The sequence below is a fragment of the Flavisolibacter nicotianae genome (assembly GCF_003628535.1).
GTDB classification, from domain to species: Bacteria; Bacteroidota; Bacteroidia; order Chitinophagales; family Chitinophagaceae; genus Flavisolibacter; species Flavisolibacter nicotianae.
In genome coordinates this window covers 101,614-126,052 of record NZ_RBCI01000003.1, presented here as the reverse complement: position 1 = coordinate 126,052, position 24,439 = coordinate 101,614, and the positions used below count along the sequence as shown (strand labels likewise).

Genomic DNA, 24,439 nt, shown 5'->3' with positions numbered 1-24,439 from the left:
AAACGCCTAAATCCTATGAATGCTTTGGTGCCAAACCATCGTCGTTCTCTTATTGTGCTCCTGTTTCTTCTTTGCCTGAACGCCACCGCGTCGGCACAGATCAGGGCCGCCTTTTCCGCCACACCAGTTTCTGGCTGTTCGCCACTTGCCATTTATTTTTCCGACAGTTCATCGGGCAGCCCCACGCAATGGCGGTGGGATCTTGGTAACGGCGTCACGTCGTACCTGCGAAACCCGTCGGCCACGTATTTCAATCCCGGCACCTACACCGTGAAGCTGGTCGTCAGCAATGCGCAGGGAAAAGATTCCGTTGTCAAAAGCCGGTACATCACTGTTTACGACAATCCCCTCGCTGATTTCCGTTTCAACAAATCCACCGGCTGCTTTCCGCTGGCGGTCAGCTTTTCCGATCAAAGCACACCGGGTAGCGGCAGCCTGGTTTCCTGGCAGTGGGATTTTGGTGACGGCACCATCGCAAACCAGCAAAACCCGGTGCATACGTATACGGCCGCCGGTACGTACTCCGTCACGCTGCGGGTAACCAATTCCTTTGGCTGCAGTAAAAGCTTTACAAAAGAGCAGGCCATCAGCATTGCCAATGGAGTCAAAGCCGGTTTTTCCAATACCAACCCAGGCTCCTGTCCCGCACCGGCTACTGTGCAATTCACCAACAGTACTACCGGCCCGGGACCGCTGCAGTTCCTGTGGAATTTTGGCGACGGCGCCACCAGCAGCGAGAGCAATCCTGCGCACACCTACAGCACGAACGGCACGTATTCTGTCAGCCTGGTTGCCACCAGCCCGCAAGGCTGCGTCGACACGGCCGTCAAACCCGACCTGTTCAAAATCGGTGCGGCAAAAGCCGCTTTTACCAATGGGGGGCTTTGTGCAGGCAAGCCGGCACAATTCACCAGCACCTCTCCCGCCGTACCGGTAACGGCACAATGGAATTTTGGCGACGGCACTACATCCACTGTTTTAAATCCGGTAAAAACCTATGCAACCGCAGGTACGTTCACCGTTCAACTGATCGCCAATTTTGGCAGCTGCGCCGACACGCTGAAAAAAACAGTCACGGTTACCGCTGCACCGTCAGCCGATTTTACCGTGCAGCAACAAGCATATTGCTCGGTGCCGGCCACCGTGCAGTTCTCAACGCCGGCTAGTAATACCCCTTACCAATACACCTGGGATTTTGGCGACAGCACCAATGCAACCGGCAGCAACCCTACGCACACCTATTCCAAGGAAGGCAACTACACCATTCGCCTGGTCGTGACCAATGATGGCGGCTGCAGCGACACGATTGTCAAAACGAATTTTATCCAGGTGCAAAAGCCAAAGGTCACCATCAGCGGTTTGCCAAAGACCGGCTGTACACCGCTGACCATTACACCGGCGGTTTCCGTTTCGGGCAATCAAACACTGGCAACCTATCGCTGGAGCTTCGGTGACGGCACCACGTCTGCAAGCCCGACGCCTTCGCACACCTACAGTGTCGCAGGCAATTACACAGTCAGCCTGGTATTTACGACTGCCACCGGCTGTACCGACTCGATCGTGTTGCCCCGTGCTGTGAGAACGGGAGAAAAACCCCATGCCGACTTTGGCCGCACGCCGGTGACCGTGTGTCCCTATGAGAAAGTATTTTTCACGGATAAAAGCACCGGCCGTGTGGACCAGTGGTTCTGGGAATTCGGCGATGGCGGTACCTCCACGGAACAAAACCCGGTGCACCAGTACGGCGACACGGGCTGGCACAATGTACGGTTGATCGTTTTCAACAACACCTGCCCCGATACCCTGACACTCGCCAACGCAGTCTATGTCAATCCGCCGTTTGCGCACTTCGCTGTTCAAAATGATTGCGCCAACAAATTCACCAAGAAGTTCGTGGACCAGTCGGTAGGACCAAAAACCTGGTATTGGGAATTCGGCGATGGCAGCACCTCCACCCTGCCAAGCCCCGAGCACGTCTATGCAGGCACCGGCCGGTACCAAGTAAAGCTGATCGTCACCAATGGCTCCTGTACACATTTTACAACACAAACGGTGATGGTCATCGACGAGAAAGCCGATTTTCAAACCAGCGACTCTGTGCTTTGCCGCAACACGGCTGCCCGTTTTTCTTCGGCAGGCATCAACAGCAATAACATCAAAAACTGGAACTGGAATTTTGGCGACGGAACCACCAGCACGGATGTGAACGGGACAAGCCATGCGTATGCAAAGGCAGGAACGTTTACAGTAACGCTGACCGTCACCGACCTTTTGGGTTGCAGCAGCACCCGCACAAGGCAAGTGACCGTTTTTGGTCCCACGGCGTCATTTAAACCACAGGTTGCAGCCACCTGTTTAAAAGACAATATCGTCACCTTTACAGAGTCTTCTGTTTCCGATGGCCAGCACCCGATCGTTCAACGGATTTGGAATTTTGGCGACGGCCAGTTTGATTCAACGGCTTCCGCACCTTACCAGCACAGCTACGGCAAAGCTGGTTCATACACGGTCAGCCTTTTCGTACAGGACAACTTCGGCTGCCGCGACAGCAGCCGGCAAAACGCAGCGGTGGTGATTGCACAACCGGTTGCCGCTTTCGGTGTGAGCGACACCGTCACCTGCACCGACAAAGCCTTGCAGTTTACCAATGCGTCCACCGGCATTTCACCAATCTACCAATGGTCGTTTGGCGACGGCCGGCAGTCCACGCTGGCCAACCCCCTGCACGCTTACCCGGCTACCGGCGTGTACACCGTCAGCTTGCTGGTCACCGACCAATACGGGTGTAAAGATTCGATGGCCAAAAACAACCTGGTCACCGTGTCGCTTCCAAAAGCAGTGTTTTCGGTTTCCGACTCCGTGGGCACCTGTCCCCCGTTGCTGGTGCATTTCACCAATGAGTCAAAAGCCTATAAAAGCATCCGCTGGGATTTTGGTGATGGCAACACATCGCAACTCGATACACCATCGCATTTCTATTCGTTCCCCGGAACGTATTACGCAACGCTGGTTGCAACAGGCCCCGGCGGGTGCACCGATACCATGCGCAAAAAGATCGTTGTAAAAGGTCCCAGCGGCTCCTTTACCTACGCACCGCTCAGCGGCTGCAAACCGCTAACGGTCACCTTCAATGCCACCACGAAAAACGATGCGTCATTTATCTGGGACTTCAGCGATGGCGCCACGGAAGCGGGTAACAAGCAAACGAGTTCGCATACCTATACCGATGCGGGTGACTTTGTTCCAAAGATTATCCTGACCGATGCGGCGGGTTGCAGCGTACCGATCATCGGCACAGACACCATCCGCGTGAAAAGCGTTACTACTTCCTTCGACCTGGGTGAGGCCCGCTTTTGCGATGGTGGCACGGTAACGTTCCGCAACCATACTGTTAGCAATGACCTGATCACCGGCTACCGGTGGAATTTTGGCGACGGCAGTACCAGTACAGCGGCAAACCCGGAACACCGCTATACACAGCCCGGACTCTATTCCGTGCAATTGCAGGCAATCACACAAAGCGGTTGTTCGGACCAGCACGTGCTGACCGATACGGTAAAAATCTATGCAAGCCCAATCGTGAAAATCGGGGGCGACACGGCTTCCTGCGCACCGGTAGCAATGAGCTTTAACAGCCAGGTCGTCCGTGGCAATCCTGCACAACTGCATTGGCAATGGGATTTTGCCAACGGCAATACTTCCGCACAGCAAAACCCCGGGCCGCAGCGCTATGCAGCCGATGGCAGGTATATGGTCAGCGCTGTCGTTACCGACCAGCAGGGCTGCCGTGATACAGCCACTAGGGCAGTAAAGCTCTACCCGGCTCCTGCTACGGATGCCGGGGCCGATCGCTGGATCTGCCGCGGAAGTTTTCAGCAACTGAAAGTGACCGGCGCTGCCACTTACCGCTGGCAGGCTGCCCCCTCGCTGAGCTGCACCGATTGCGATAGCCCGCTGGCCGCACCAACCGATTCGACCCGGTACATCGTAACCGGTTCCAACGGCTTTGGTTGCAGCACAAGCGACTCGGTGGTGGTACGGGTGCACCAGCCTTTCAAGCTGTCGATTGGCAAAGGCGACACGATTTGTGCCGGGGAAACGGTTCACCTGGCTGCCCTTGGTGCCGACCGCTATACCTGGACGCCATCGCTGGATATCAAAAACCCCACAGCCGGAATCACGACGGCGACACCGGCAGCGTCCACGCAATACACCGTAGTGGCAAAAGACGCCTACAACTGCTTTACCGAAACCGGTTCGGTCTTCGTGAAAGTATGGCCTGTGCCAACCGTTACTGTGCAGGATGTGCAAACGCTCCAGGTAGGCAATAGTCTGCAGTTGAACCCGGTCTATTCAGCCGACGTCAAATCGTATTATTGGAGCAATGCACAAACGCTAAGCTGCGCCACCTGCCCCTCGCCGGTTGCCAAACCGAAGGCGGAAACAAAATACAGCATTGAAGTAAAGAATGAAGGTGGATGCAAGGCCCAGGCGGCCGTGACGGTGCACGTGATCTGCAACAACGGGAACCTGTTTATTCCAAACACGTTCTCACCCAACACCGACGGAACCAACGACCGGTTTTATCCGCGGGGCACAGGGATCAGCAGCATCAAGTCGCTGAAGGTGTTTAACCGCTGGGGTGAGTTGGTCTTTGCCAAAGTGAACTTCAACGCCAACGACGCAACGGCCGGCTGGGACGGCACCTTCAAGGGCCAGGCGCTGGCCCCCGACGTCTACATCTATACCTGCGAGGTCGTGTGCATGAACAACGAGGTGCTGACCTTCAAGGGAGATGTAACGCTGCTCCGATAAGGCGGAGTAGATTTGGGGATAGTAGGGCTTAAGATATTGGATAGTAGATAGTGGAGAATAGGAATTGGGAGCTTTTTAAAAAATGGATTGAAACAAAAATGAACACAAAAAATAATCATAGCATATGATCAACTGTCGAAAAACGTAAGGAAAAGGTGAAACAAACGAATTCAATCACCACTATCTAATTCCCACTATCCAATTCCTTCAAATCCTTCTTATGAAACAACTTTACCGGAAACTCTTCTTTGTGGCCTGCAGCATTTCGCTTGCGATTTGTAGCTTTTCCCAGGACATTCACTTCTCGCAGTTTTTTGAAGCGCCGCTCTATCGCAACCCGGCGCTGGCAGGCATTGTCAACGGCGACGTACGGGTGCAAACCGTTTACCGCTCGCAATGGAACAGCATTGCCAATGCGTACAAAACCACATCGCTCAACGCCGAATACAAATTACCGGTAACCGGCGATGATTACCTGACGGTGGGCTTGCAGGTGTTTCACGACAAATCGGGATCCACCAACCTCACCACCACGCATGTGTTGCCGGCCCTGAATTACCATAAATCGCTGAGCAGTGAAAAAAACATGTACCTGTCGCTGGGATTCACCGGAGGCTATGTGCAGCGCAGCGTAGACCGCAGCCAGATGACTACCAACAGTACCTACGAAGGACACGGCGACGGCGAAAGTGCCTTGCTGCAAACCCGCTACGGTTACATGGATGGCAGTGCCGGCATCAGCTTCAACACGCAGCTGAGCGACAACCCCGAGAACAACCTGGTGATCGGTGCAGCGTATCATCATTTCAACCGGCCGAAAAATTCGTTCTTCAACAACGAAAGCGTGGCCGTACAGCCGAAAATGGTTTTCAGCGCCGACGCCAAATTTGCCATGGGAGAAGAATTTGTCACGACGTTTTACAACGATTTCGTCACCCAGGGAGCCTACAGGGAAACGATGAGCGGTATGCTGCTTGGTTATAAGGTGGGCCCTTACAGCGACACTCCCGATGCCATCCTGCGGGCCGGTGGTTTTTTGCGCTGGGGCGACGCCTTCATCCCCGTCGTGCAACTGGATTACCGTACTTTCTCGGTTTCGCTGAGTTATGACGTAAACCTTTCCAAACTGTCGACAACCAGCTATGGCCGCGGCGGATACGAACTGTCGGTCACCTATGCCGGTTTTCTCGACAGGGAAAATTCCAGCGCCAACGCCGTTCGATGCCCGCACTTCTAAGAGTTCAACAGTTCGCGAGTTCACAAGTTTGTATTCTTCTTAACCCGTAAACAGTTGAACTCGGGAACCGGTGAACTGATTTAAGAGAACCTTTAAACTTCACTCCGGGGGATTGCAGTAAGTTCACACGACAGACCGTATGAGCAATTTTGTTAAACAGGACTCCATCGTTCGCAAAATCTGGGGCAAAAGCGACACCATCCTTTTCATCTTCGCAGGTGCAGCGGCTGAATTTGCCCTCAACAAAGCCGTGGACTGGCTGTATTTCACCAGCAAACTTCCCTCCGACCCGCTGGGACGTCTTTTTTCCACGGTAACTTATGCCAGGCAAATTGTCTTTGCACCCAAAGACGAAGCGGAAAGAGCGATCGACCGGATTGCCTCCATCCATGCCGGGGTTGAAAAAGCCCGCGGTGCTCGGATTCCCGACTGGGCCTACCGCGATGTGCTGTTCATGCTGATCCACTATTCGATTGCTGCTTACGAGTTACTGGAAGAAAAACTCTCGCCGGAAGAAAAAGAAGAGGTGTACAATGTTTTTCTGCGGGTGGGACAGGGCATGAAGATCCCCGGTCTGCCGCCCTCTTACGAAGACTGGTTGCCCGTGCGGCAGGCGCACATGCATAACGACCTTGCCCGGAGCCGTTATACAGAAGACCTGTTCCGGCAGTACAAAAAACACCTGGGATTGGTGCGGTATGCTTTGCTGGTAGAAGCGCAGATTCTCGTTGTGCCGAAACCCGTGTCGAGGCTGTTGCAGTTTCGGAAATTTTCGTTTTTATCCCCGCTTGTTCCGCTGTACAAACTAAGCAAATGGTTGAAACTGGATGCCTTCGTCAAATTGCTTCTTCTTCCACAGGCTTACAAAAAACAGATCGATGCACTGGACGTGGCAACATAGCTACAACCTGCTGCCACAAGCCTTCCTGAACCTGGCTTTCACTTAAAACGCCTGTTGACGAACAGGACTGGCACACTGACCTGGCTGTAATACGGTTTTCACTTGCATGACCCGAGAGTGAGATAGTTGGATATTGGGATATTAAGATATTGGGATATTGATCGCAGAAAATTTTCCAATATCCTGCTAGCCACATGAAAACAAGCAGAAGACATACGCCTGGTACGGCGCTTGCATCCGTTAGGCAAATTATTCAGTATGAAAAAAATGTTGCTAACCGCCACCGCCCTGGGAACAGCCATAGCCGGGCTGATTGTTTACTACCAGCGAAAAAACAAATCCTCTAACCGGGTATTGGAGTCAGCGGATGATGCTTATAAAACCATCAACGAAGGAATTGGCCATATAGAGCGGCCCGCTCATCATGCGATGGGGTAAAGAAGGGATCTTCGTTATTAAGAAATTGGGATATTGGAACTGTGCGCTTACCACAATATCCAATATCCCAATATCCTCTTATCAGCTTAGGCCTCCGCGTACATTTCTGTCGGCAGGCACACGCAAACCAGGTTGCGGTCACCGTACGTATTGTTGACTCTTCCAACGCTGGGCCAAAACTTGTTGGCCTTTACGTACGACAGCGGAAAAGCTGCCATCTCCCGTGAGTACGGCTTTTGCCATTCATCGCTGCAGATCATGAACATGGTGTGCGGCGCATTCTTCAGCGGGTTGTCTTTTTTATCCAGACCGCCTTCTTCCACCAGTGCAATTTCTCTCCGGATGCTTAGCATGGCGTTGCAGAAACGATCCAGCTCGCCTTTGTCCTCGCTTTCCGTCGGTTCGATCATGATCGTTCCGGCAACCGGGAAACTGAGGGTTGGCGCATGGAATCCATAATCCATCAGTCGCTTGGCGACGTCTTCGGCTTCAATCTCCGCCGACTTCTTGAAGGGGCGCAGGTCCACGATGAATTCGTGTGCACAGGCACCGTGGTGATTGGTATACAAAATATCAAACTGCTCTTTCAGCCGGGCCAGCATGTAGTTGGCATTCAGGATGGCGTATTCGGTGGCCATGCGAACGCCTTCGGCACCCAGCATGCGGATGTAGGCATAAGAGATCAACAGGATGGAGGCAGAACCGTATTGAGCGGCCGAAACAGCATGTTTGGCTTCTTTCCCGCCATTCAGCACCACGTGCCCGGGCAGGAAGGGCGCCAGGTGTTCACGCACACAGATGGGTCCCATGCCGGGGCCACCACCGCCGTGCGGAATGGCAAAGGTCTTGTGCAGGTTCAGGTGGCAAACGTCGGCGCCGATCAAACCGGGTGCCGTCAATCCCACTTGTGCATTCATGTTGGCACCGTCCATGTATACCTGGCCGCCGTGCTGGTGAACGATCTCGGTGATTTCCTTTACGGTTTCTTCGTACACACCGTAGGTCGATGGATATGTAATCATGATACCTGCAAGATTCGCGGCATTTTGTTCGGCTTTTGCCTTCAAATCATCGACGTCGATATAGCCGTTCTCAAGCGCCTTCACCACCACCACGTGCATACCGCACATAACGGCGGATGCAGGGTTGGTTCCATGTGCAGAGATCGGGATCAACATCACATTGCGATGACTTTCGCCGCGGCTTTCATGGTAGGCCTTGATGGTGAGCAGTCCGGCGTATTCGCCCTGTGCACCACTGTTGGGCTGCAGGCTGCAGGCATCAAACTTCGTGATCTCGCAGAGGTAGCGGCTTAGTTCTTTTACAATAAAAGAATAACCGGCCACCTGCTCTACCGGTGCAAAAGGATGCATCTTGCTCCAGTGCGTCCAGCTTAGCGGGATCATTTCCGAAGCGGCATTCAGCTTCATGGTGCAGCTTCCCAGCGGGATCATGCTATGCACCAGCGAAATGTCCTTGTTCTGAAGTTGCGTGATGTACCGCATCATCAGTGTTTCACTATGATGCGAATTAAACACCGGGTGTGTCAGGAATTCCGACGTGCGGGTTAAGGCAGTTGGAATAATGTCTAAAATCTCGTCGTGTTCGAGTTCGTACGCAACCGGGTCCACATCGTTGACAAAAGAGTTGATGATGTCGAACAGGTCGGACGGCGTCGTTGTTTCGTCAAGCGAAATCCCAATTAACTGGTTATCGTAGTAGCGGAAGTTGAGCTGCTGGCGTTCCGCCTTTTCACGGAACGGTGTCACGTCATCCACTTTCACCACGATCGTATCGAAAAAATAGTCATTCAGTAATTCATAGCCGCGTTCACCCATGGCATTTGCCAGCGTTTGTGTCAGCAGGGCCACCCGTTTGGCAATGTTGCGCAACCCGTCCGGGCCGTGGTACACGGCATAAAAAGCAGCCATGTTGGCCAGCAGAGCCTGCGCTGTACAAATGTTCGAGGTTGCTTTTTCGCGTTTAATGTGCTGCTCCCTTGTTTGCAGGGCCATGCGCAGTGCACGGTTGCCTTGCGCATCCATGCTCACGCCAATGATGCGGCCGGGAATGCTGCGCTTGAAATCATCTTTCGTAGCAAAAAAAGCAGCGTGTGGCCCGCCATAGCCCAGCGGCACCCCAAAACGCTGTGCAGAACCCAGGGCTACATCGGCACCCAGTTCACCGGGCGGTGTCAAAAGGGTCAGCGCCAGAAGATCCGTGGCCATGGCCACATAGGCTCCCACGCCATGAACGGCCGCGATAAACTGGCGGTAATCTTCGATCGATCCTTTGTCGTTGGGATATTGTACCAGGGCGCCAAAGTAGGTCTCGTCGATCTGTGCTGTCTGGTAATCCCCGTACACGACTTCAATTCCTACCGGAATGGCCCGTGTGACGACTACGTCTTTGGTTTGCGGGAAAACATCGGCGTCGACAAAAAATTTGGGCCGACTGATATGGTGCTGGTCCTTGTTCAGCAGGTTAAAGAACATGGTCATAGCTTCGGCAGCGGCCGTTGCTTCATCGAGCAGCGACGCGTTGGCAAGGGGAAGACCCGTGAGATCGCTGACGACCGTCTGAAAGTTGAGAAGACTTTCCAGGCGGCCCTGCGAGATCTCGGCCTGGTAAGGCGTGTATTGCGTGTACCAACCCGGGTTTTCGAACACGTTGCGCAGAATCACGCTGGGTGTGATGGTATCGTAATAGCCCTGGCCAATGTAGTTTTTGTAAACCTTGTTCTTCAGGGAAACTTCTTTGATGTGCTGCAGGTATTCCGCCTCGCTCATGGCGGCCGGCAGGTTCAGTTCCTCTTTCATTCGGATGCCTGAGGGCACCGTGCGGTCAACCAATTCGTCCAGGCTGGCAACGCCGATGGTGCGCAGCATTTCGTCCAGTTGCTTTTCATTGGGACCGATATGCCGGCGTTGAAACTCTGTATTTTGCGTTTCAAAAAGGTTCATATTTTTTACTCCTTTGGAAAGGCGCAAAGGTAAGTGAAGAATGGCAGGTTTTACGAAGGAAACTACCGCGGGGACGTTAAACAAAACGTTCCTGCAATCCGGTCAAATTCCGCTGAAAATAACGGCCGTGCCAACTACCAGGCGCTTCCGTTTACGGCCGCTGCGCGGCGTCGACATCCGGCAGTTTCTGCTCTTCTTTTTTGCGGATGCCAAAATTGTAGCGCAGGAAAATGCCGAGCCGCCTTGTGTCGGAGCGCCGCATGCCTGTTGCATTCACACTACCCTGGTTGAGGACAAATTCGTTTTTGTTCGTATAAAACAGGTCCTGGCCGAACACGTTCATCGTTAGTTTTTTGTTGAAGAACTGCTGGCTGAAGCCAATGTTCAACTGGCCAAAATTGGACAGCTCGTAAAACTGCAACTGGCCGTTGGTCATCAGAAACCCGTTCAGGAAAATGTTGGTGGTTGGCGTTGCTTTGAAATTGTGGTAGGTGAAAAACCGCCAGCTTCCCCGCTTAAAGGAAAGCGGTTTGTTTTCATAGGCACCTTGGTAAAAATTGTGGTTGTACTGACCGCCCAGCACAAAAAAGTATTTGCCTCCCGGTGGCAGGGCGCCCAGTGCCCGGATGTAGGTTTCCTTGTTCTTGCCCAGGTTGTCGTAGGTCCGGAACGCCTGGCTGCGGTTGCTGTCGGCCTGGTACACCACCTGGTTAAAAATGTCTTTGGTGTCGTTGACACCGATGGCGATGATGGGCCGTTCGTCTACCGAAATATTGGCCTCGTAGGTTTGGGTAAACTGCGGTCGCAGCGATGGATTACCGGTCTCGTACAAATAGGGATCCACATAGCGCGGAGAAGGGTTCAGGTATTCGTATGCCGGCCGGCTGATGGTGCGGCGATACACCAGGAAAGCCCGCAAATCGTAGCCTGCGATTTTCATGATGTTGCGGCTGAGATAAACGTAGGGAAACAGGTCGGTGCGGTGAAGTGAAAAAGAGGTATCCCTGGGCACCAACTGGTGACCGCTCATGTTGGTATTTTCCAGGCGGGATCCGGCTTTCAGCACAATGCCACCAAAGCTTTTCGAGACCTGCAGGTAGGCGGCGTTGATGTTTTCATTGTAATCGTAGGCACCGGTCCGGAACGCATCTTTCACCCGTGCACCATTCTGCTGGTTGTAATAGTTGTTGCCGTTCCGAAACTGGATGCCGGTGCTTTTCAGCCCGGCCTCTACCGTGATTTTATGCGCCAGCTTTTTGGACAAGTCAGTCGAAGCCGATGCAAAATGGTACTGGTTTTCGATGCGGGCATCGCCGTTGGCAGTAAAAATGACGGGCAACTGGAAACGTGTAGCAAACAACTGGTCGGTATTCGTCGGCGAATAGGTATAGGAAAGATCGGTGGTCCAGGTAGAGCCGGCAGAATCCATTTTATATTTCAGGTTCAGCCCCTGGTTGACCGAAAAATTTTTCGCCCTGTTTTGAACCGACGCGATGTTCTGCGTGCTCACCTGCCCGGTGCTTAATTGCTGCTTGACCGACTCGTTTTCGCTGTTGCTTTTATTGAGATTGTAGCTCAGCCGCCCGTCATAGCTCCACTCCCATTTATCGTTCAGGGCATAGTTGATTCCATAACCCAGGTAATAGCTGTTGGCCGGGTATTTTGTCACGGCATCCTGGCGCAATAGGCTGTCCGGTGCAAAGCGGCGGTTGGTTACCAGTTCATCAAAGGAATTTCGTTTCGACACCTGCAGGTTGAGATAGCTGGAAAGCTTGCCGCTGCTGTTATTGAGATTGATCCCCATGAACTGGTTGCCATAGCGACCCTGGTTGGCACCGATATGCATGCTCCCGGTTAAGCCAATGCGGATTCCCTTTCGGAGCACTACGTTTACAATGCCGCCGCTGCCGGAAGCATCGTATTTGGCCGACGGCATGCGCAGAATTTCGATCGAAGAAATGGCATTGGGCGGAAGACTTTTTAAAATAGTAGCGATATCGGAGGCACTCATGCGCTGCTCCCGGCCGTTGATAAAAACTTTTGCCGGCGTGGTGCTGCTGATGTAGATATTTCCGTCCTGGTCAACGAACAGTCCGGGTGTTTTTTCCATGATCTCGTAGGCATTGGTAGAGGTATTGGCAATGGGTTCGGGGTCTACGATGGTCTTGTCATCTTCCTGTCGCATGAGCGGTTTTTTCGCAGTCACCACGATGTTGTTCAGCGATTTTGAAACCGGCTGCAGTACAAAGCGAAAAAGCGTCGCACCGGGTTTTACGGCGATGTTTTTTTCCAGCGACGCATATTCGATGGAAGAAATGCGGATGGAATACAGGCTGTTTTGCTGCAGGTCCGCCCTTACTTCACCAATACTGTCGGATAAAAAGTTCTGCTTTGCCATTGTATCGGCCGCCGGAACAAGGGTAACCGTTGCAAGCGAAACCGGCTCGCCTTTTTGGTTGGTAATTTTTACCGTAACAGGTACGGTCTGCGAAGATGCAACCAGTGATAGCAGGGTGCCCAAGACGAAAAGCAGGATCCGGTTCATAGCCGGTAAAAGTAAACGCAGTTTGTTTGGACACTGCCGCATTTAACATTTATGCAATGCATAAAAAGCCCCGCTTCTGCGGGGCCGATCTTTTCCTGAATGGATTTATACCTTCACCATCCAGCCATATTTGTCCTCTCTTTTCCCTTCACGAATATCATTCAACCAGGACTTGATCGTGGGAGCCGTGCGCCACTTGTCGGTATCAAATGTCATCACAAAATCTTTGTAGCGCAATTCTTTGATGAGGGAGATCGTTGCTGCCGTACCGGTTCCAAATACTTCAAACAGGTGACCGGCCTTGTAGGCGTCGATGATCTCGTCGATGCTCAGGGGTCTTTCCTCCACCGTAAAACCGGCTTCTTTTAGAAGAGTAAGTGCACTGTTGCGGGTTACACCGGCAAGGATGGTACCGGCACCTAAATCAGGCGTGATCGCTTTGTTGCCGATAATGAAGATCACGTTCATGGTACCGGCTTCCTGCACGTATTTGTGCTCAAACGCATCGGTCCACAGCACCTGGTCGTAGCCCTTTTGCTTGGCCTGCGCCGTGGCATACATGGCGGCTCCGTAGTTACCGGCTGCTTTGGCATACCCAACACCGCCGGGCACCGCACGAACGTATTGTTCTTCGACGTAGATACGCATCGGCGCATTGTAATAGGGGCCCGTCGGGCTTAACAGGATTAAAAACTTATAATTCTGCGAGGGCCGAACGCCAATCATTTCGTCGCTGGAAAACATAAACGGCCGGATATAAAGCGAGTGATCGGGCAACTGCGGAATCCAGGCGCTGTCCAGTTCTACCAACTGGCGCATGCCTTCCATAAAAATCTCTTCCGGGACTTTGGGCATGGCCATGCGCTCTGCCGAAATATTGAAGCGTTCATAATTGTCGTGGGGACGAAAAATAAACGCCTCTCCTTCTTCATTTTTATACGCCTTGATTCCTTCGAAGATCGCCTGGCCGTAGTGCAGGGCCGCCAGCGAAGGACTGAGGAGAAGGGGCTGATAGGGTTTGATCTCCACATTTTTCCATTCCCCGTCTTCATAATCCGCCTCCAGCATGTGGTCGGTAAAGAATTTTCCAAAGGGTAAATTCTGCAGATTGATGTTTTTTAATTTACTCTGTTCTACTTTGTTCATAGTAATGGCAGTTGCAGCAAGCATAATCGTTTAATTTAGCGGTGCAAAGAAACAAAAGGAACGGTTATCATTCCAGTTAAATCCCCTTTCATGAGTTTGAACAACATTTCTCTTTCCTCTCATCTGATCGCCGACCTGTACCAGCATGCGCTGGTTGGTGATACAGCAACTGCCGTGCCTCAACCGGCCCGTGTGTCACCAACGGCAAACGTGCCGACAGCGACAATTGCTGCACCTTCGACTACACCGGTTACGTTTTTGGGAAAGAACGGGAAGAACATTCTTATCGTTGTCAACAAGCCCGATATTCCCTACCTGTCGGATAGCGAACTGGATTTTTTAACCAAGATCCTTACCGCCTGTCAACTGGGACTGGCCGATGTGGCGATCGTGAACTGGAGCCGCCTGGCACACCCTGATGCCAACGCTCTTGTAACGGAACTGGGTGCCAAAGAAGTCATTTTGTTCGATACCGCATCTGCCTTGTTTGGCCTGCCGGCGGCAACACCGATGTACACGGTGATACACCTGGCCGGTCGGCGGTTTGCCGCAGCACCGGCCTTGACTGAAATCGAAAAATCAAGAGAAGCCAAGCAGCAACTCTGGATGGCGCTGAAACAACTTTTTTCCGTTTAACCCTCCCCGTATGAACCTGATTTTTGCGACCAACAACCAACACAAGGTTGACGAAATACGAGCCGTGCTCCCCCCGGATTTTCACCTGAAAACCCTGAAAGAAGCGGGGATTGACATTGATATCCCGGAGCCACACGATACACTGCAGGACAATGCCCGGGAAAAAGCAGCCACGATTTTCCAGCGAACCGGCACCAGTTGTTTTAGCGAAGACACGGGCCTGGAGGTTTTTTCACTCAACGGCGAACCAGGAGTCAAGAGTGCCCGCTATGCCGGAGACGATAAAGACTTTCAGCAAAACATTGACAAGTTGCTGCTCAATTTGCAGGGGAAAGAAGACCGGTCGGCGAGGTTTCGAACCGTGGTTTGCCTGATCCTGGATGGGGAAGAACATTTTTTTGAAGGCATTTGTACAGGCCGGATCATTGAAGAACAGAGAGGCAGCGGGGGATTCGGCTACGACCCGGTATTTATTCCCGATGGCGCCACGAAGACGTTTGCAGAAATGAGCACGGATGAAAAAAATAGATTCAGCCACCGGCGCAAAGCTGTGGACCAGCTGGTTGCTTTTTTCAGTCAACAGGCCAACAAGCAATAAAAAATTTGCGGATAGCTACCGGAGTCGCGTTTTCACGTAAGCAAAGGATTTTCTGCAACACCACGGCATCAGAACGGTATCGGCTTGACACACTGTCGCGATTTATCCACGTCAACGATCCGCACATTTTTCGGCAACCGCTTCTTGTAGGTCGCCAACCCGCTTGCCGGCGCCATGCTGAACTGGACGATGTAGGCTTTCGCCTTTTCGGCAGGTCAGCATTGGCCAGCACCATCTCCAAAAAGCACCTTTTTCTTTGCCTTATCAGCGTAATCAAAAAACGCTGTGGACGGGGCACCAAAATGAGAAGCAATGAATTGCAAGAGCAAGTTTAGGTGTTTCAAACTACTGCAATTGAGATGCGGCGGCCGAACGATTTCGCAGTTTCGTTTGTTGCGTATGCTGCCTGCGAAAGAAGAAAACTCTCCATAATCCTTGTTGTTGGCATATTTAGGAGGTTATTATTGTACGACCCCATCCCTGACACCGCGGACCAATGGTTGAGCCCGAAACGTGAAGATTGTCCGGCTGGTTTTATTTTTGAATAAACTATCGCATAAAACAGGAAAATTGAGCGAGGCAAGCAACCATTCAATCAGTGAAAGCGACTTAGTTTCAGGATGCATCAAAGGCGACCGCAAGATGCAGCGTGAGCTGTATAACCGGTATGCGCCCAAGATGTATGGGGTCTGCTTGCGTTATGCCGGAAGTGCAGAAGAAGCCGAAGATATTTTGCAGGAAGGTTTTATCAAGGTCTTCCGCAAGATAGAATCTTACCGTGGCGAAGGCTCATTTGAAGGATGGATACGCCGGATTTTTGTGAACACGGCGATTGAATATTATCGCAAAAAGACCTACCTGCAACCAATCACTGAGCATGAGGAAAACACGGTGGAGGGCAATTTTTTATCGGTGCTGGACAGCCTCGCGGAGAAAGATATCATCAACCTGGTTCAGCAATTGTCGCCCGGCTACCGAACGGTCTTTAATATGTATGTCGTGGAAGGCTACACACACAAACAAATTGCAGACATGCTTGGCATCAGTGAAGGCACCAGTAAGTCACAGCTATCAAGAGCAAAACAAATTTTGCAGGACATGGTGAAGACTTACATTGACAAACGAAAACAAACGCCCTAACAATGAACAGCAATCTGCAAAACAAACTGCAACAGTTTCGTGCCACACCTCCCGAAGGCGCCTGGAACGAAATTGCGCAGGCGCTTGATGCTGAAACAAACTATGGCAGGCGTTTGCACAATTACGAAGAAAGCCCTTCGGCTGCCAACTGGCAGCACATTGAAGAAGCACTGCAAAATTCGGTTCCGGCGAAAGTGGTTCCCCTCACTACACGTTTTCGAAAACCACTGCGCTATATTGCTGTCGCCTGTTTCATTGGGGTCGTTCTGGTGACGGTCACACTCACGGTACGACGAACAGAAGCCGGCGCACTGGAACCAACAGGCCGGGGCACCGCCAATACGATTGTTTCGAGGGGAAACGGTTCGGCATCACAATCTCCTTTGTCCACACAACCCGCAGCAAATACAACCACGGAAACGCAGGCCAACACACCTGCGCAAAAAAACACAGAACCAGGTGCGGCAAATACGCCTGCTGCAACAGCCGAAACGGCCGGCGTGAACTATGCTTCGCTCAACAACTATGTGCTCTTTAATGATGACGATGGGAAAGTGCGGCGAATTTCAAAAAAAATGGCAGGTTTTATTCATTGCAAAGACGGCGACAGCGGATGCAGACAACGGCTGCAGCTCCTCCGGCAAAAGCTTGCTGCCAAAGCCATGACCACCGATTTTACCGGCATTCTCGACATGCTGCAGCAATTGCAGCAAAAGCCGTAATCTTGGGCATGGCAAGGATCAAGATTCAAGTACCCGAGACCTTTTCATTTTCAGCAAACATACCGGTACGCATCACCGATATCAATTACGGCGGCCATGTAGGTAATGATTCCATTCTTTCCCTTTTGCACGAAGCCCGGATGCTTTTTTTGCGTGCCGCGGGATATACGGAACTGGAATTTGCCGGGGTGGGACTGATCATGGCCGATGCAGCGATCGAGTTCAAGGGAGAATCGTTTTATGGCGATGTTCTCAAAGCATATGTTACCATTGCTGACTTCAGCCGCATCGGTTTCGACTTGTACTACAAACTGGTAAAAGGCGAAGAAGAAACCGCCGTAGCAGTTGCGAAAACAGGCATGATTTGTTTTGATTATGTCCAGCGAAAAATAGCAAAGGTGCCGGAAGAAGCCCGCCGCAAATGGGAAAAATAAAACGAAAACTTCCTTGTTGAACGCAATTATAGACAGGTAGAATTATTGGCTGTCTTAAGAGTTGACCACATCAAAATTCAGGAGAATTCCAGATACGCCAGCTTTCCTCTGCCTGCTCGATCAACATTTCGTAACCATTGCAGATCTGTGCCCCCCGCTTTTCCCCCTCGGCGAGGAATTTTGTTTTAAGCGGGTTGTAGATGACATCGTATAAAAAATGCTTGTGCGTAAGGTATTCGTAAGGGACGGGTGGGTCGGACTCTACATTGGGATACATGCCAAGTGGCGTGGTATTGATGATCAGGTAATGATCGGCCATCAGGTCTTCGCCCAGGTCTTCGTATCCCAGTTCATTGATTTTTTTGTGCCGGCTGACGATTACATATTCAATCCCCAATCGCTGCAGCACATATTGGATGGCTTTGGAAGCACCGCCGGTCCCTAGGATAACGGCCCTCCGGTGATACCGCCTGAGCCTGGGTACCAGCGAATTCCGGAACCCAAGCACATCGGTATTGAATCCGATCCGTTCGTCACCTTTGATTTTAATGCAGTTGCAGGCGCCGATTTCCCTGACGACGTCATTGCTGTCCGTAAGGTACTGCAACACGTCTTCCTTGTACGGTATGGTCACGTTCAGGCCTTGGAGATCGGGATGCGCTCCAAGGAGGGACGGAAATTCTTCGATAGTGAGCAACTCAAAGTTGTCATAAACACAATCTGTTCTTCCTTCCTTTTCAAATTTTTTGGAAAAAAAATCTTTCGAGAAAGAATGTGTCAATGTCCGGCCAATGAGCCCGTAGCGTTTCATTTCACGGCTTCTTTGTTCAGGTACAAATGGAACGTATCGCCACGAAGGCCAATGCGCATGGCTTCCAGCGAAATCACTTCTGTAGGAGCAATATTTCCCAGGTTAACATTGGCGCCGAGTAGCTCAATGAAATAAAGTTGCTGGGCTTTTTGCGGTGCTTCCCAAATGATTTTTTCACCGGGAATCTGCGTCAGGATTTCCTGCACCAGGCCTTCCCGCACTTCGCCCGACCCACGGTAGATACCGACGTTACCCGCTTCACGGGCTTCGGCAATCACGTACGTAGCGCCGGCACTCAATTCGGCACGCATCAGCTCAATCCATTTATACGGGGGGATAATGTGTGCGGCATCCTTGCTGCCCACTTCACTAAGCACGGTGCCATATTGGGTCATCTTTTCGATGTAGCCGCATTTTTCGGCATGGGGAATTTCGATGGAACCATCGCTGACTTCCATATAACTAATGCCAAAATCCTTGCACACGGAAAGATAATCGTCGAACTGGTTGCGGATCAAAAACGCTTCAAACAGGGTTCCGCCAAAATAAATGGGCAGATCGTACGAACGATAAACCTCTAGTTTCTCCCGCAGGTTGGGCGTAACAAAGGAAGTTCCAAAACCAAGCTTCACGATATCAACATGCGGATGGGAAACACTCAGGAAATTCTTTGCCTCTTCCACACTCAGCCCTTTGTCCATAACCATGGTCAGACCGGCGGCCCGGGGCTTTTGTAACCGTTCGGGGATTTGCGACAGATTAAAATTCATTCAACAATCAATTAAAATTGCCGGCAAAAATAGGGAAGTAAACGGTTTACCTCTGCTGATTTCGTTTATACCCTGCAATCAGGTCTACCACTTGCGGCTTTTGCAGGATGGAAGGGTTTAACTGAACGAGCTTTTTAAGGCCCTTGGGGGACGCCGCCAAACCTTTCTCGAGATAAAGAAGGGCTTCCTTGGGCTTGTTCATGGCAAACAAAACCGCACTCAGGTAATAGATAAAAATGGGCTTTTCGTTTGTATGCTTGATCGCTGCAAGGGTTTGCTGCCTGGCCTCCTGGTAGTAACCACACTGGTATAAGCACCGGATCAGCGTTTCCCAGCCGGAAATATTTCGCGGCCGCACCCGGATGGCGGTTGACAGGAACTGGATGGCTTCTTTCCATTCGTGCAGTTGCAGCTTGCACTCACCCATCAACAAGTTGTATTCGTGTTGGGAACGGTGGATTTTCAGCGCTGTTTCCAGTTGCTTTACAGCACTTCCGAACTGGCCTTCATTGTAGTAGGTGCAGGCTATTTTGTAATAAAGCTTGCTGTCCTCCTGGTTCAGGTGCGAGGCTTTCCGGTAATGAAACCGGGCCTGTGCGAAGTTTTTCATCCGATCGTAACAATGACCGATCGCTTCGTAAATGACCTCTTCAGGCTTGGAGAGCTCCAACACCTTTTCGAGTGCTTCGATGGCTTCCTTATACCTGCGGATACGGATAAACGCATCTCCCAGGTTGCGGTAGGCATAATCAAACTTGTCGTCAATCGCGATGGCGTACTGGTAGGCATCAATGGCTTTTTCAAACAATTTGAGGCCCTGGTAAGCCGCGGCAAGATTAAACCATGCCAGCTCGCTAAACGGATGATCATCAATAATTTTCAGGTGAAGGCGGATACTCTCCTCATTGCGTCCGGTAAAATCTGTCCAGAAACAAATCTTGTAAAGAGCTTCTTCATTGGTGGGTTCTTCTTCCAGGATCACCTTCAGGCAGTCGAACACTTTGTCGAACTCCTCATAATCATCGTACACGTCAGCCAGTTCGAAAAGCAATTCGATTTTTTCTTCGCCTTCAAAATTGTGGATAGCATCCTCCAGCAAGGCTACCGCCTCTTCGTGCCTGTCGAGCGCCAGGTAAGCATCGGTTTTTAAAATATAAAGATTGATATCCTGGCCGTCGAACAATTCGGCTTTCTCCAGGATTTCCAGTGCCTGGTGATATTTTCGGGTAGCCAGCAGAATGTCGGCTTTTTTAATGAGCAGGGAAGATGAATAGGGAAAATAATCGAGGGCAGTTTCAGCTGCTTCCAGCGCCTTGCTCAACTCCTCTTTGTCATCGTAGTAGTCAATGACCCGTTCAAATTCATCTTCGTCTAAAAAACCACCCAGCCCGTTTCGCAGGTTGTTGTAAAGCTTTAATAGCTCGTCCAAACTGTCTTTATCTTCATGGGGGTCTGATCGCATAGGCAAAATCTCCTTGTAACAAAATACGCTGAAATCAGCGGAAAACAGCGAATTAATTCCACAAAATCCAGTGCCAGCCGTTAAGGTAATGGTAAAGAAAATGGGTGAAAGTTGAAAGAATGTTAATAAAACAGCCTATCTTTGACCCGAAATGAACCGGCCGTCCGTCATAACGAAATGTTTTCTTCTTAAAAAGGTAGCTACGTTGGTGCTTTTATCCGCATCTGTAGCGGCTTTTGCGACGCTTGGCGACGGCGGAAGAAAAGGGAAAAAAGACGCGGCAACCGTTCTGCTTCCCTACAGTGCCAAAAATTTTTCCCTGCGGTCAAATTACAATTACAGATGCAATAACCTCTTCGCGGCTCCCGAAAAGAAGGAATTTATCCTGCTGAACCCGGTTGTTACATACCAAAAAGGAAATGCGGCTTACATCATGCCGCTGAAGAAATTGCCTTTGATGGGAAAAATCCGGTTTGGAACCGCTCCGGAAAAATTCTGATTTTCTCTTTTCCTTTTTCTGTCCCAATTCATTACGCCGGCCTTTTAGAATCGAGCCGATTGCCTTTTATTGATCGCTTGTGCTTTATTTCCCGCCTTTGCTTTCCTGGTATGTCATGACCCGGAAGCCCGTCTTTGGCAGGTCAAATTTGGCTTGCGGCACCGGCGCAAAACTCAGTTTCGAAACAGTGTACACCACTCTCAGGTTCCCCAAAACCGTTTCATATTCCAGCGCCAGACCGGGCAGATTGCGGTTGGCGTATTGAAAATCCTTGTTATCAACGGTAATATCCGGCGTATACCAAACGGTGAACGTTGTGCCATCGCCCAGTTTCCCGATTGCTTTTTTTGCCGACAATCCCTGGATCACCTTTGTTGCTGAAGGATCGTAGGTAAACGTAACGTTCTCGTATTTTTTATTCAGGTCAGCCCAGTCGGCAGCAGCCAGGTTGATCATAAATTTCTGCGCACCGTATTCTTTTAAAATTGTGACTTCTTTTTTGCCTCCGGTTTGATCGATGATCGTCGACTGCGTGCCCAGAGAACTCACCATTTCGGTGCGCACCTTACCTGCTTTAATGTAAACAGCATTGGTTGCACCATCCAGGAATTCGGCATTTTGCGGCTTGTCAGAACCGTTATTTATCGTGATATCGTAAAGAATGGAGCCCTCAGCCAGCTTTTTTTGCGCCAACGAAGGCAACGAAGCCAGGAGAAGGAAAGAAAAAACGAGTTTCAAAGTCAGGGTCTGGTACATAACTGTAGTTGTCTCTTTAAAGACGTATCAAATATCTGTAAAAGTTGCGTTGAGCACCTGCCGGAGAGTGTTAAGTTTCCGGTGGTTATAAGAAAGGCTGGAAACCGGTTGATGCGTGTACGCGGCGGGTTTCGCAACGAGCGAGATTGCTCAATTGTTAAGAAGTCCCATTTTCTCGCCCTGCTGCATCTCCAAAATCTTCTCTGCAATGAGCAAATCAACGGGGCGGGTGATTTTAAGATTGTTCTCTTCACCTTCTACCAGCGATATCTTCAGGCCAAAGGCTTCCACTACGGTTGCTTCGTCGGTAAAGCGTTCTTTGTAATCAATTTCAAAAGCCGGTCGTAAAATCCGGCTGTGAAACGTTTGAGGTGTTTGCACCAGCACCACTTTCGTGCGGTCCAGCACTTCGTTGTCGTTTAGTTCCTCGTTCAGCATGCGCACGCTGTCTTTGGCCCGAATAACCGGCACGGCGCTTCCCATCTGCAAGGTTTGTTCGTAACAACGGTGAATCAAATCGGTTGTCACAAGGCAACGGACAGCATCGTGCACAAATACGATCCCTTCTTCCTCTATCAGGCGCAAGCCATTCTGCACCGAATGAAAGCGGGATTCGCCACCCGACGTGATTTGAATACGGCGGTAGTCAAAGTAGGCATCAATGATTTCCCTGCCGAGATCGGCATACTCCTCCGGCAGCACCAGGATGATCCGGATATCATCATACGCCTCTACAAACGCCTTAATGGTGTAATACAAAACAGGCTTGTTTTTCAGCAGCAAAAACTGCTTCGGCACTGCGCTTCCCATGCGTTTTCCAATGCCGCCGGCAACGATGATAGCGTACTTCTCCATACAATAAAAATAGCCCGGCAAATTACTCCTTTTGCAGCGAATCTTTGTACCCATTTTGGAGTATTTCTGCAACTACCTTCGCGCCATGCAAGTGGATGTACTCATCGTTGGGCAAGGAATCTGCGGCACGCTTCTTTCATGGTTTTTGCACCGCGAAGGCAAGTCAGTTCTTGTGGTAGATGCCGGCCTGGAAAACAGCTCGTCGAAAGTGGCAGCCGGCGTGATCAATCCCGTTACGGGGCGGCGCTACACGACGTCCTGGATGGCGGATGAATTGATGGATTTTGCCGGGGTGACATACGCTACTATTGCTGAAGAATTGGGAACGCCCCTCCTGTACAAAAAAAGCATCATTGATTTTTTTCCCACGCCGCAAATGCGCAACACATTTATCGAGCGCCTGACGGAGAACGACACTTACCTGTACGCATACCCTGATCAAAACCATTTCAATCCCATTTTCCAGTATGACTTTGGCTGCGGAGAGATCGGCCCTGCTTTTACCCTGCACCTGCAGGTGCTTCTTTCGCAATGGCAGGAAAAACTAAAACAAAGAGGGCAGCTCAGAACTGAGCAGTTCAGGCCGGAAGATGTGCAGCACGAGGACGATGCAGTTCACTACCATGATATTGTTGCCCGGAAAATCGTGTTTTGTGAAGGAACTGGCGGCACTTCCAACCCATGGTTCTCGCTCCTGCCCTTCTCCTCCAATAAAGGAGAAGCGTTGATCCTGGAATGTGATTCCCTCGACCGCCAACATATCTACAAAAGGGGAATGTTACTAGTCCCCCTTGCGAGTGAAGGACTGTTTTGGCTGGGCTCGAATTACCAGTGGGAATTTGAAGACGATAAACCCTCACCGACTTTTTACCAAACCGCCAGCCAGCTCTTGTCGCAATGGCTGAAGCTTCCTTTCAAAATCGTGGATCATAAAGCAGCCGTGCGACCTGCAACGCTGGAAAGAAGACCTTTCGTTGGTTTCCATCCGCAGTTCCCAAACATCGGCATCCTCAACGGCATGGGCACCAAGGGTGCATCGCTGGCCCCTTTTTTTGCTCACCAGTTGGCCCAGCATATAGTCTATGATTTTCCAATTGCACCAGAGGCAGACGTTCATCGCTTCAGCAGGATCCTTTCCAAGTAAGCGTTTGTCCAAAAGAATGGTCGGCTCTTTTTTTTCAATAGGGACTTTAGCCATATTCCCGGTTCTGACCGGGTAAATGCATTGCCGGCAATCGCGAATGCATGGCACTATCCTTGCCATTGCTTACCAGCATTTGCTACAGGAGATAAGTGGACATGACAGGTAAATCGCAGATGCGCAACTTGCCTTTCGTTACACGAATCCATTCCTTAACATTGTAAAAACAATTTATGGCGTGTGAATTTTCGATCCCGTTTTCCGGTGCGCCGGAACCGATTCTTGCCAAAGCAAGAACGGCCGTGCAAAGCCAGGGAGGTAATTTTGACGGCGACACCAACAGCGGTGATTTCGACGTGTCGGTCTTTGGCAATAAGATTACGGGCAACTATACCATTGCAGGGCAAACCCTCAACATTACGATTACGGATAAACCTTTCCTTGTTCCCTGCAGTGCAATCGAAAGTTTCCTGAAAGGACAATTGCAGTAAACGTTCAACCCTTTGGTGTGCGGTGCTGGAAAGCGAAAAGCGGCTATTCATTGTCGCACACCGAAAAGTTGCTTGCTGC

At 50.9% G+C, this 24,439-nt stretch carries 20 protein-coding genes; 12 read left to right on the top strand and 8 right to left on the bottom strand.

The genetic code is table 11. The features are described from left to right. Positions 1-15 precede the first annotated feature (15 nt). From D6024_RS27510 to D6024_RS08950, 4 genes are all read left to right on the top strand, one after another. Entirely contained in the window at positions 16-4,815 is a 4,800-nt protein-coding gene (locus D6024_RS27510) for a PKD domain-containing protein (RefSeq protein WP_121354280.1), read from the top strand. A 220-nt stretch (positions 4,816-5,035) separates the two neighbouring features. After that, positions 5,036-6,052, top strand: a complete 1,017-nt coding sequence (locus tag D6024_RS08960) for a PorP/SprF family type IX secretion system membrane protein (protein ID WP_121354279.1) — start codon at positions 5,036-5,038, stop codon at positions 6,050-6,052. Positions 6,053-6,191: 139 nt separating this feature from the next. Next, entirely contained in the window at positions 6,192-6,953 is a 762-nt protein-coding gene (locus D6024_RS08955; protein ID WP_121354278.1) for an oxygenase MpaB family protein, read from the top strand. A 258-nt stretch (positions 6,954-7,211) separates the two neighbouring features. Beyond that, complete coding sequence (locus D6024_RS08950; protein ID WP_121354277.1) at positions 7,212-7,391, top strand: hypothetical protein; 180 nt, start codon at positions 7,212-7,214, stop codon at positions 7,389-7,391. An 86-nt stretch (positions 7,392-7,477) separates the two neighbouring features. Here the strand turns inward: D6024_RS08950 and gcvP are convergent, their stop codons facing one another. The 3 genes from gcvP to D6024_RS08935 form a co-directional block, all read right to left on the bottom strand. Next, positions 7,478-10,354, bottom strand: coding sequence for an aminomethyl-transferring glycine dehydrogenase (gene gcvP, locus D6024_RS08945; RefSeq protein ID WP_121354276.1), 2,877 nt, complete (start codon positions 10,352-10,354; stop codon positions 7,478-7,480). A gap of 151 nt (positions 10,355-10,505) precedes the next feature. Continuing rightward, positions 10,506-12,899 carry an outer membrane beta-barrel protein gene (locus D6024_RS08940; protein ID WP_121354275.1) on the bottom strand — a complete coding sequence of 798 codons (2,394 nt, stop codon included), beginning with the start codon at positions 12,897-12,899 and terminating at the stop codon, positions 10,506-10,508. A 105-nt stretch (positions 12,900-13,004) separates the two neighbouring features. Further along, complete coding sequence (locus D6024_RS08935) at positions 13,005-14,045, bottom strand: branched-chain amino acid aminotransferase (protein WP_240409992.1); 1,041 nt, start codon at positions 14,043-14,045, stop codon at positions 13,005-13,007. Positions 14,046-14,135: 90 nt separating this feature from the next. Here D6024_RS08935 and D6024_RS08930 point away from each other — a divergent pair, with 90 nt between their 5' ends. The 5 genes from D6024_RS08930 to D6024_RS08900 all read left to right on the top strand — a co-directional run bounded on the left by D6024_RS08930 (position 14,136) and on the right by D6024_RS08900 (position 17,575). Then, complete coding sequence (locus tag D6024_RS08930) at positions 14,136-14,681, top strand: hypothetical protein (RefSeq protein WP_121354273.1); 546 nt, start codon at positions 14,136-14,138, stop codon at positions 14,679-14,681. A 10-nt stretch (positions 14,682-14,691) separates the two neighbouring features. Beyond that, complete coding sequence (gene rdgB / locus D6024_RS08925) at positions 14,692-15,279, top strand: RdgB/HAM1 family non-canonical purine NTP pyrophosphatase (RefSeq protein ID WP_121354272.1); 588 nt, start codon at positions 14,692-14,694, stop codon at positions 15,277-15,279. A gap of 570 nt (positions 15,280-15,849) precedes the next feature. Beyond that, positions 15,850-16,419 (top strand): RNA polymerase sigma factor, encoded by a 570-nt coding sequence (locus D6024_RS08910; protein WP_240409991.1) that lies wholly within the window; start codon positions 15,850-15,852, stop codon positions 16,417-16,419. Positions 16,420-16,421: 2 nt separating this feature from the next. Next, positions 16,422-17,141 (top strand): hypothetical protein, encoded by a 720-nt coding sequence (locus D6024_RS08905; RefSeq protein WP_121354269.1) that lies wholly within the window; start codon positions 16,422-16,424, stop codon positions 17,139-17,141. A gap of 8 nt (positions 17,142-17,149) precedes the next feature. Beyond that, positions 17,150-17,575: an acyl-CoA thioesterase gene (locus D6024_RS08900; RefSeq protein WP_121354771.1), complete on the top strand. Its 426-nt coding sequence runs from the start codon at positions 17,150-17,152 to the stop codon at positions 17,573-17,575. Between the two features lie 70 nt (positions 17,576-17,645). On the opposite strand, the gene D6024_RS08895 is transcribed toward D6024_RS08900, so the two are convergent. From D6024_RS08895 to D6024_RS08885, 3 genes are read right to left on the bottom strand one after another with little or no spacing between them, the layout of a single operon-like run. Beyond that, positions 17,646-18,386: a shikimate dehydrogenase family protein gene (locus D6024_RS08895; protein ID WP_121354268.1), complete on the bottom strand. Its 741-nt coding sequence runs from the start codon at positions 18,384-18,386 to the stop codon at positions 17,646-17,648. Further along, entirely contained in the window at positions 18,383-19,156 is a 774-nt protein-coding gene (locus tag D6024_RS08890) for a phosphosulfolactate synthase (protein ID WP_121354267.1), read from the bottom strand. The genes D6024_RS08895 and D6024_RS08890 overlap by 4 nt, the downstream gene beginning before the upstream one ends. Positions 19,157-19,202: 46 nt before the next feature. Beyond that, the gene (locus D6024_RS08885) at positions 19,203-20,618 is read right to left on the bottom strand and encodes a tetratricopeptide repeat protein (RefSeq protein ID WP_121354266.1); all 1,416 of its coding nucleotides are present in this window, start codon (positions 20,616-20,618) and stop codon (positions 19,203-19,205) included. A 208-nt stretch (positions 20,619-20,826) separates the two neighbouring features. On the opposite strand from D6024_RS08885, the gene D6024_RS08880 reads away from it, so the two are divergent. Beyond that, on the top strand, positions 20,827-21,117 hold the full coding sequence (locus D6024_RS08880) for a hypothetical protein (protein ID WP_162944645.1): 291 nt from the start codon (positions 20,827-20,829) through the stop codon (positions 21,115-21,117). An 84-nt stretch (positions 21,118-21,201) separates the two neighbouring features. Here the strand turns inward: D6024_RS08880 and D6024_RS08875 are convergent, their stop codons facing one another. Together D6024_RS08875 and D6024_RS08870 are read right to left on the bottom strand one after the other, a co-directional pair. Then, on the bottom strand, positions 21,202-21,873 hold the full coding sequence (locus D6024_RS08875) for a hypothetical protein (protein ID WP_240409990.1): 672 nt from the start codon (positions 21,871-21,873) through the stop codon (positions 21,202-21,204). A 150-nt stretch (positions 21,874-22,023) separates the two neighbouring features. After that, positions 22,024-22,728 carry a 2-C-methyl-D-erythritol 4-phosphate cytidylyltransferase gene (locus D6024_RS08870; RefSeq protein ID WP_121354264.1) on the bottom strand — a complete coding sequence of 235 codons (705 nt, stop codon included), beginning with the start codon at positions 22,726-22,728 and terminating at the stop codon, positions 22,024-22,026. Positions 22,729-22,759: 31 nt separating this feature from the next. On the opposite strand from D6024_RS08870, the gene D6024_RS08865 reads away from it, so the two are divergent. Further along, positions 22,760-23,872 carry an NAD(P)/FAD-dependent oxidoreductase gene (locus D6024_RS08865; protein WP_121354263.1) on the top strand — a complete coding sequence of 371 codons (1,113 nt, stop codon included), beginning with the start codon at positions 22,760-22,762 and terminating at the stop codon, positions 23,870-23,872. A gap of 230 nt (positions 23,873-24,102) precedes the next feature. Further along, positions 24,103-24,360, top strand: a complete 258-nt coding sequence (locus D6024_RS08860; protein ID WP_121354262.1) for a hypothetical protein — start codon at positions 24,103-24,105, stop codon at positions 24,358-24,360. The last annotated feature ends 79 nt before the right edge of the window (positions 24,361-24,439 follow it).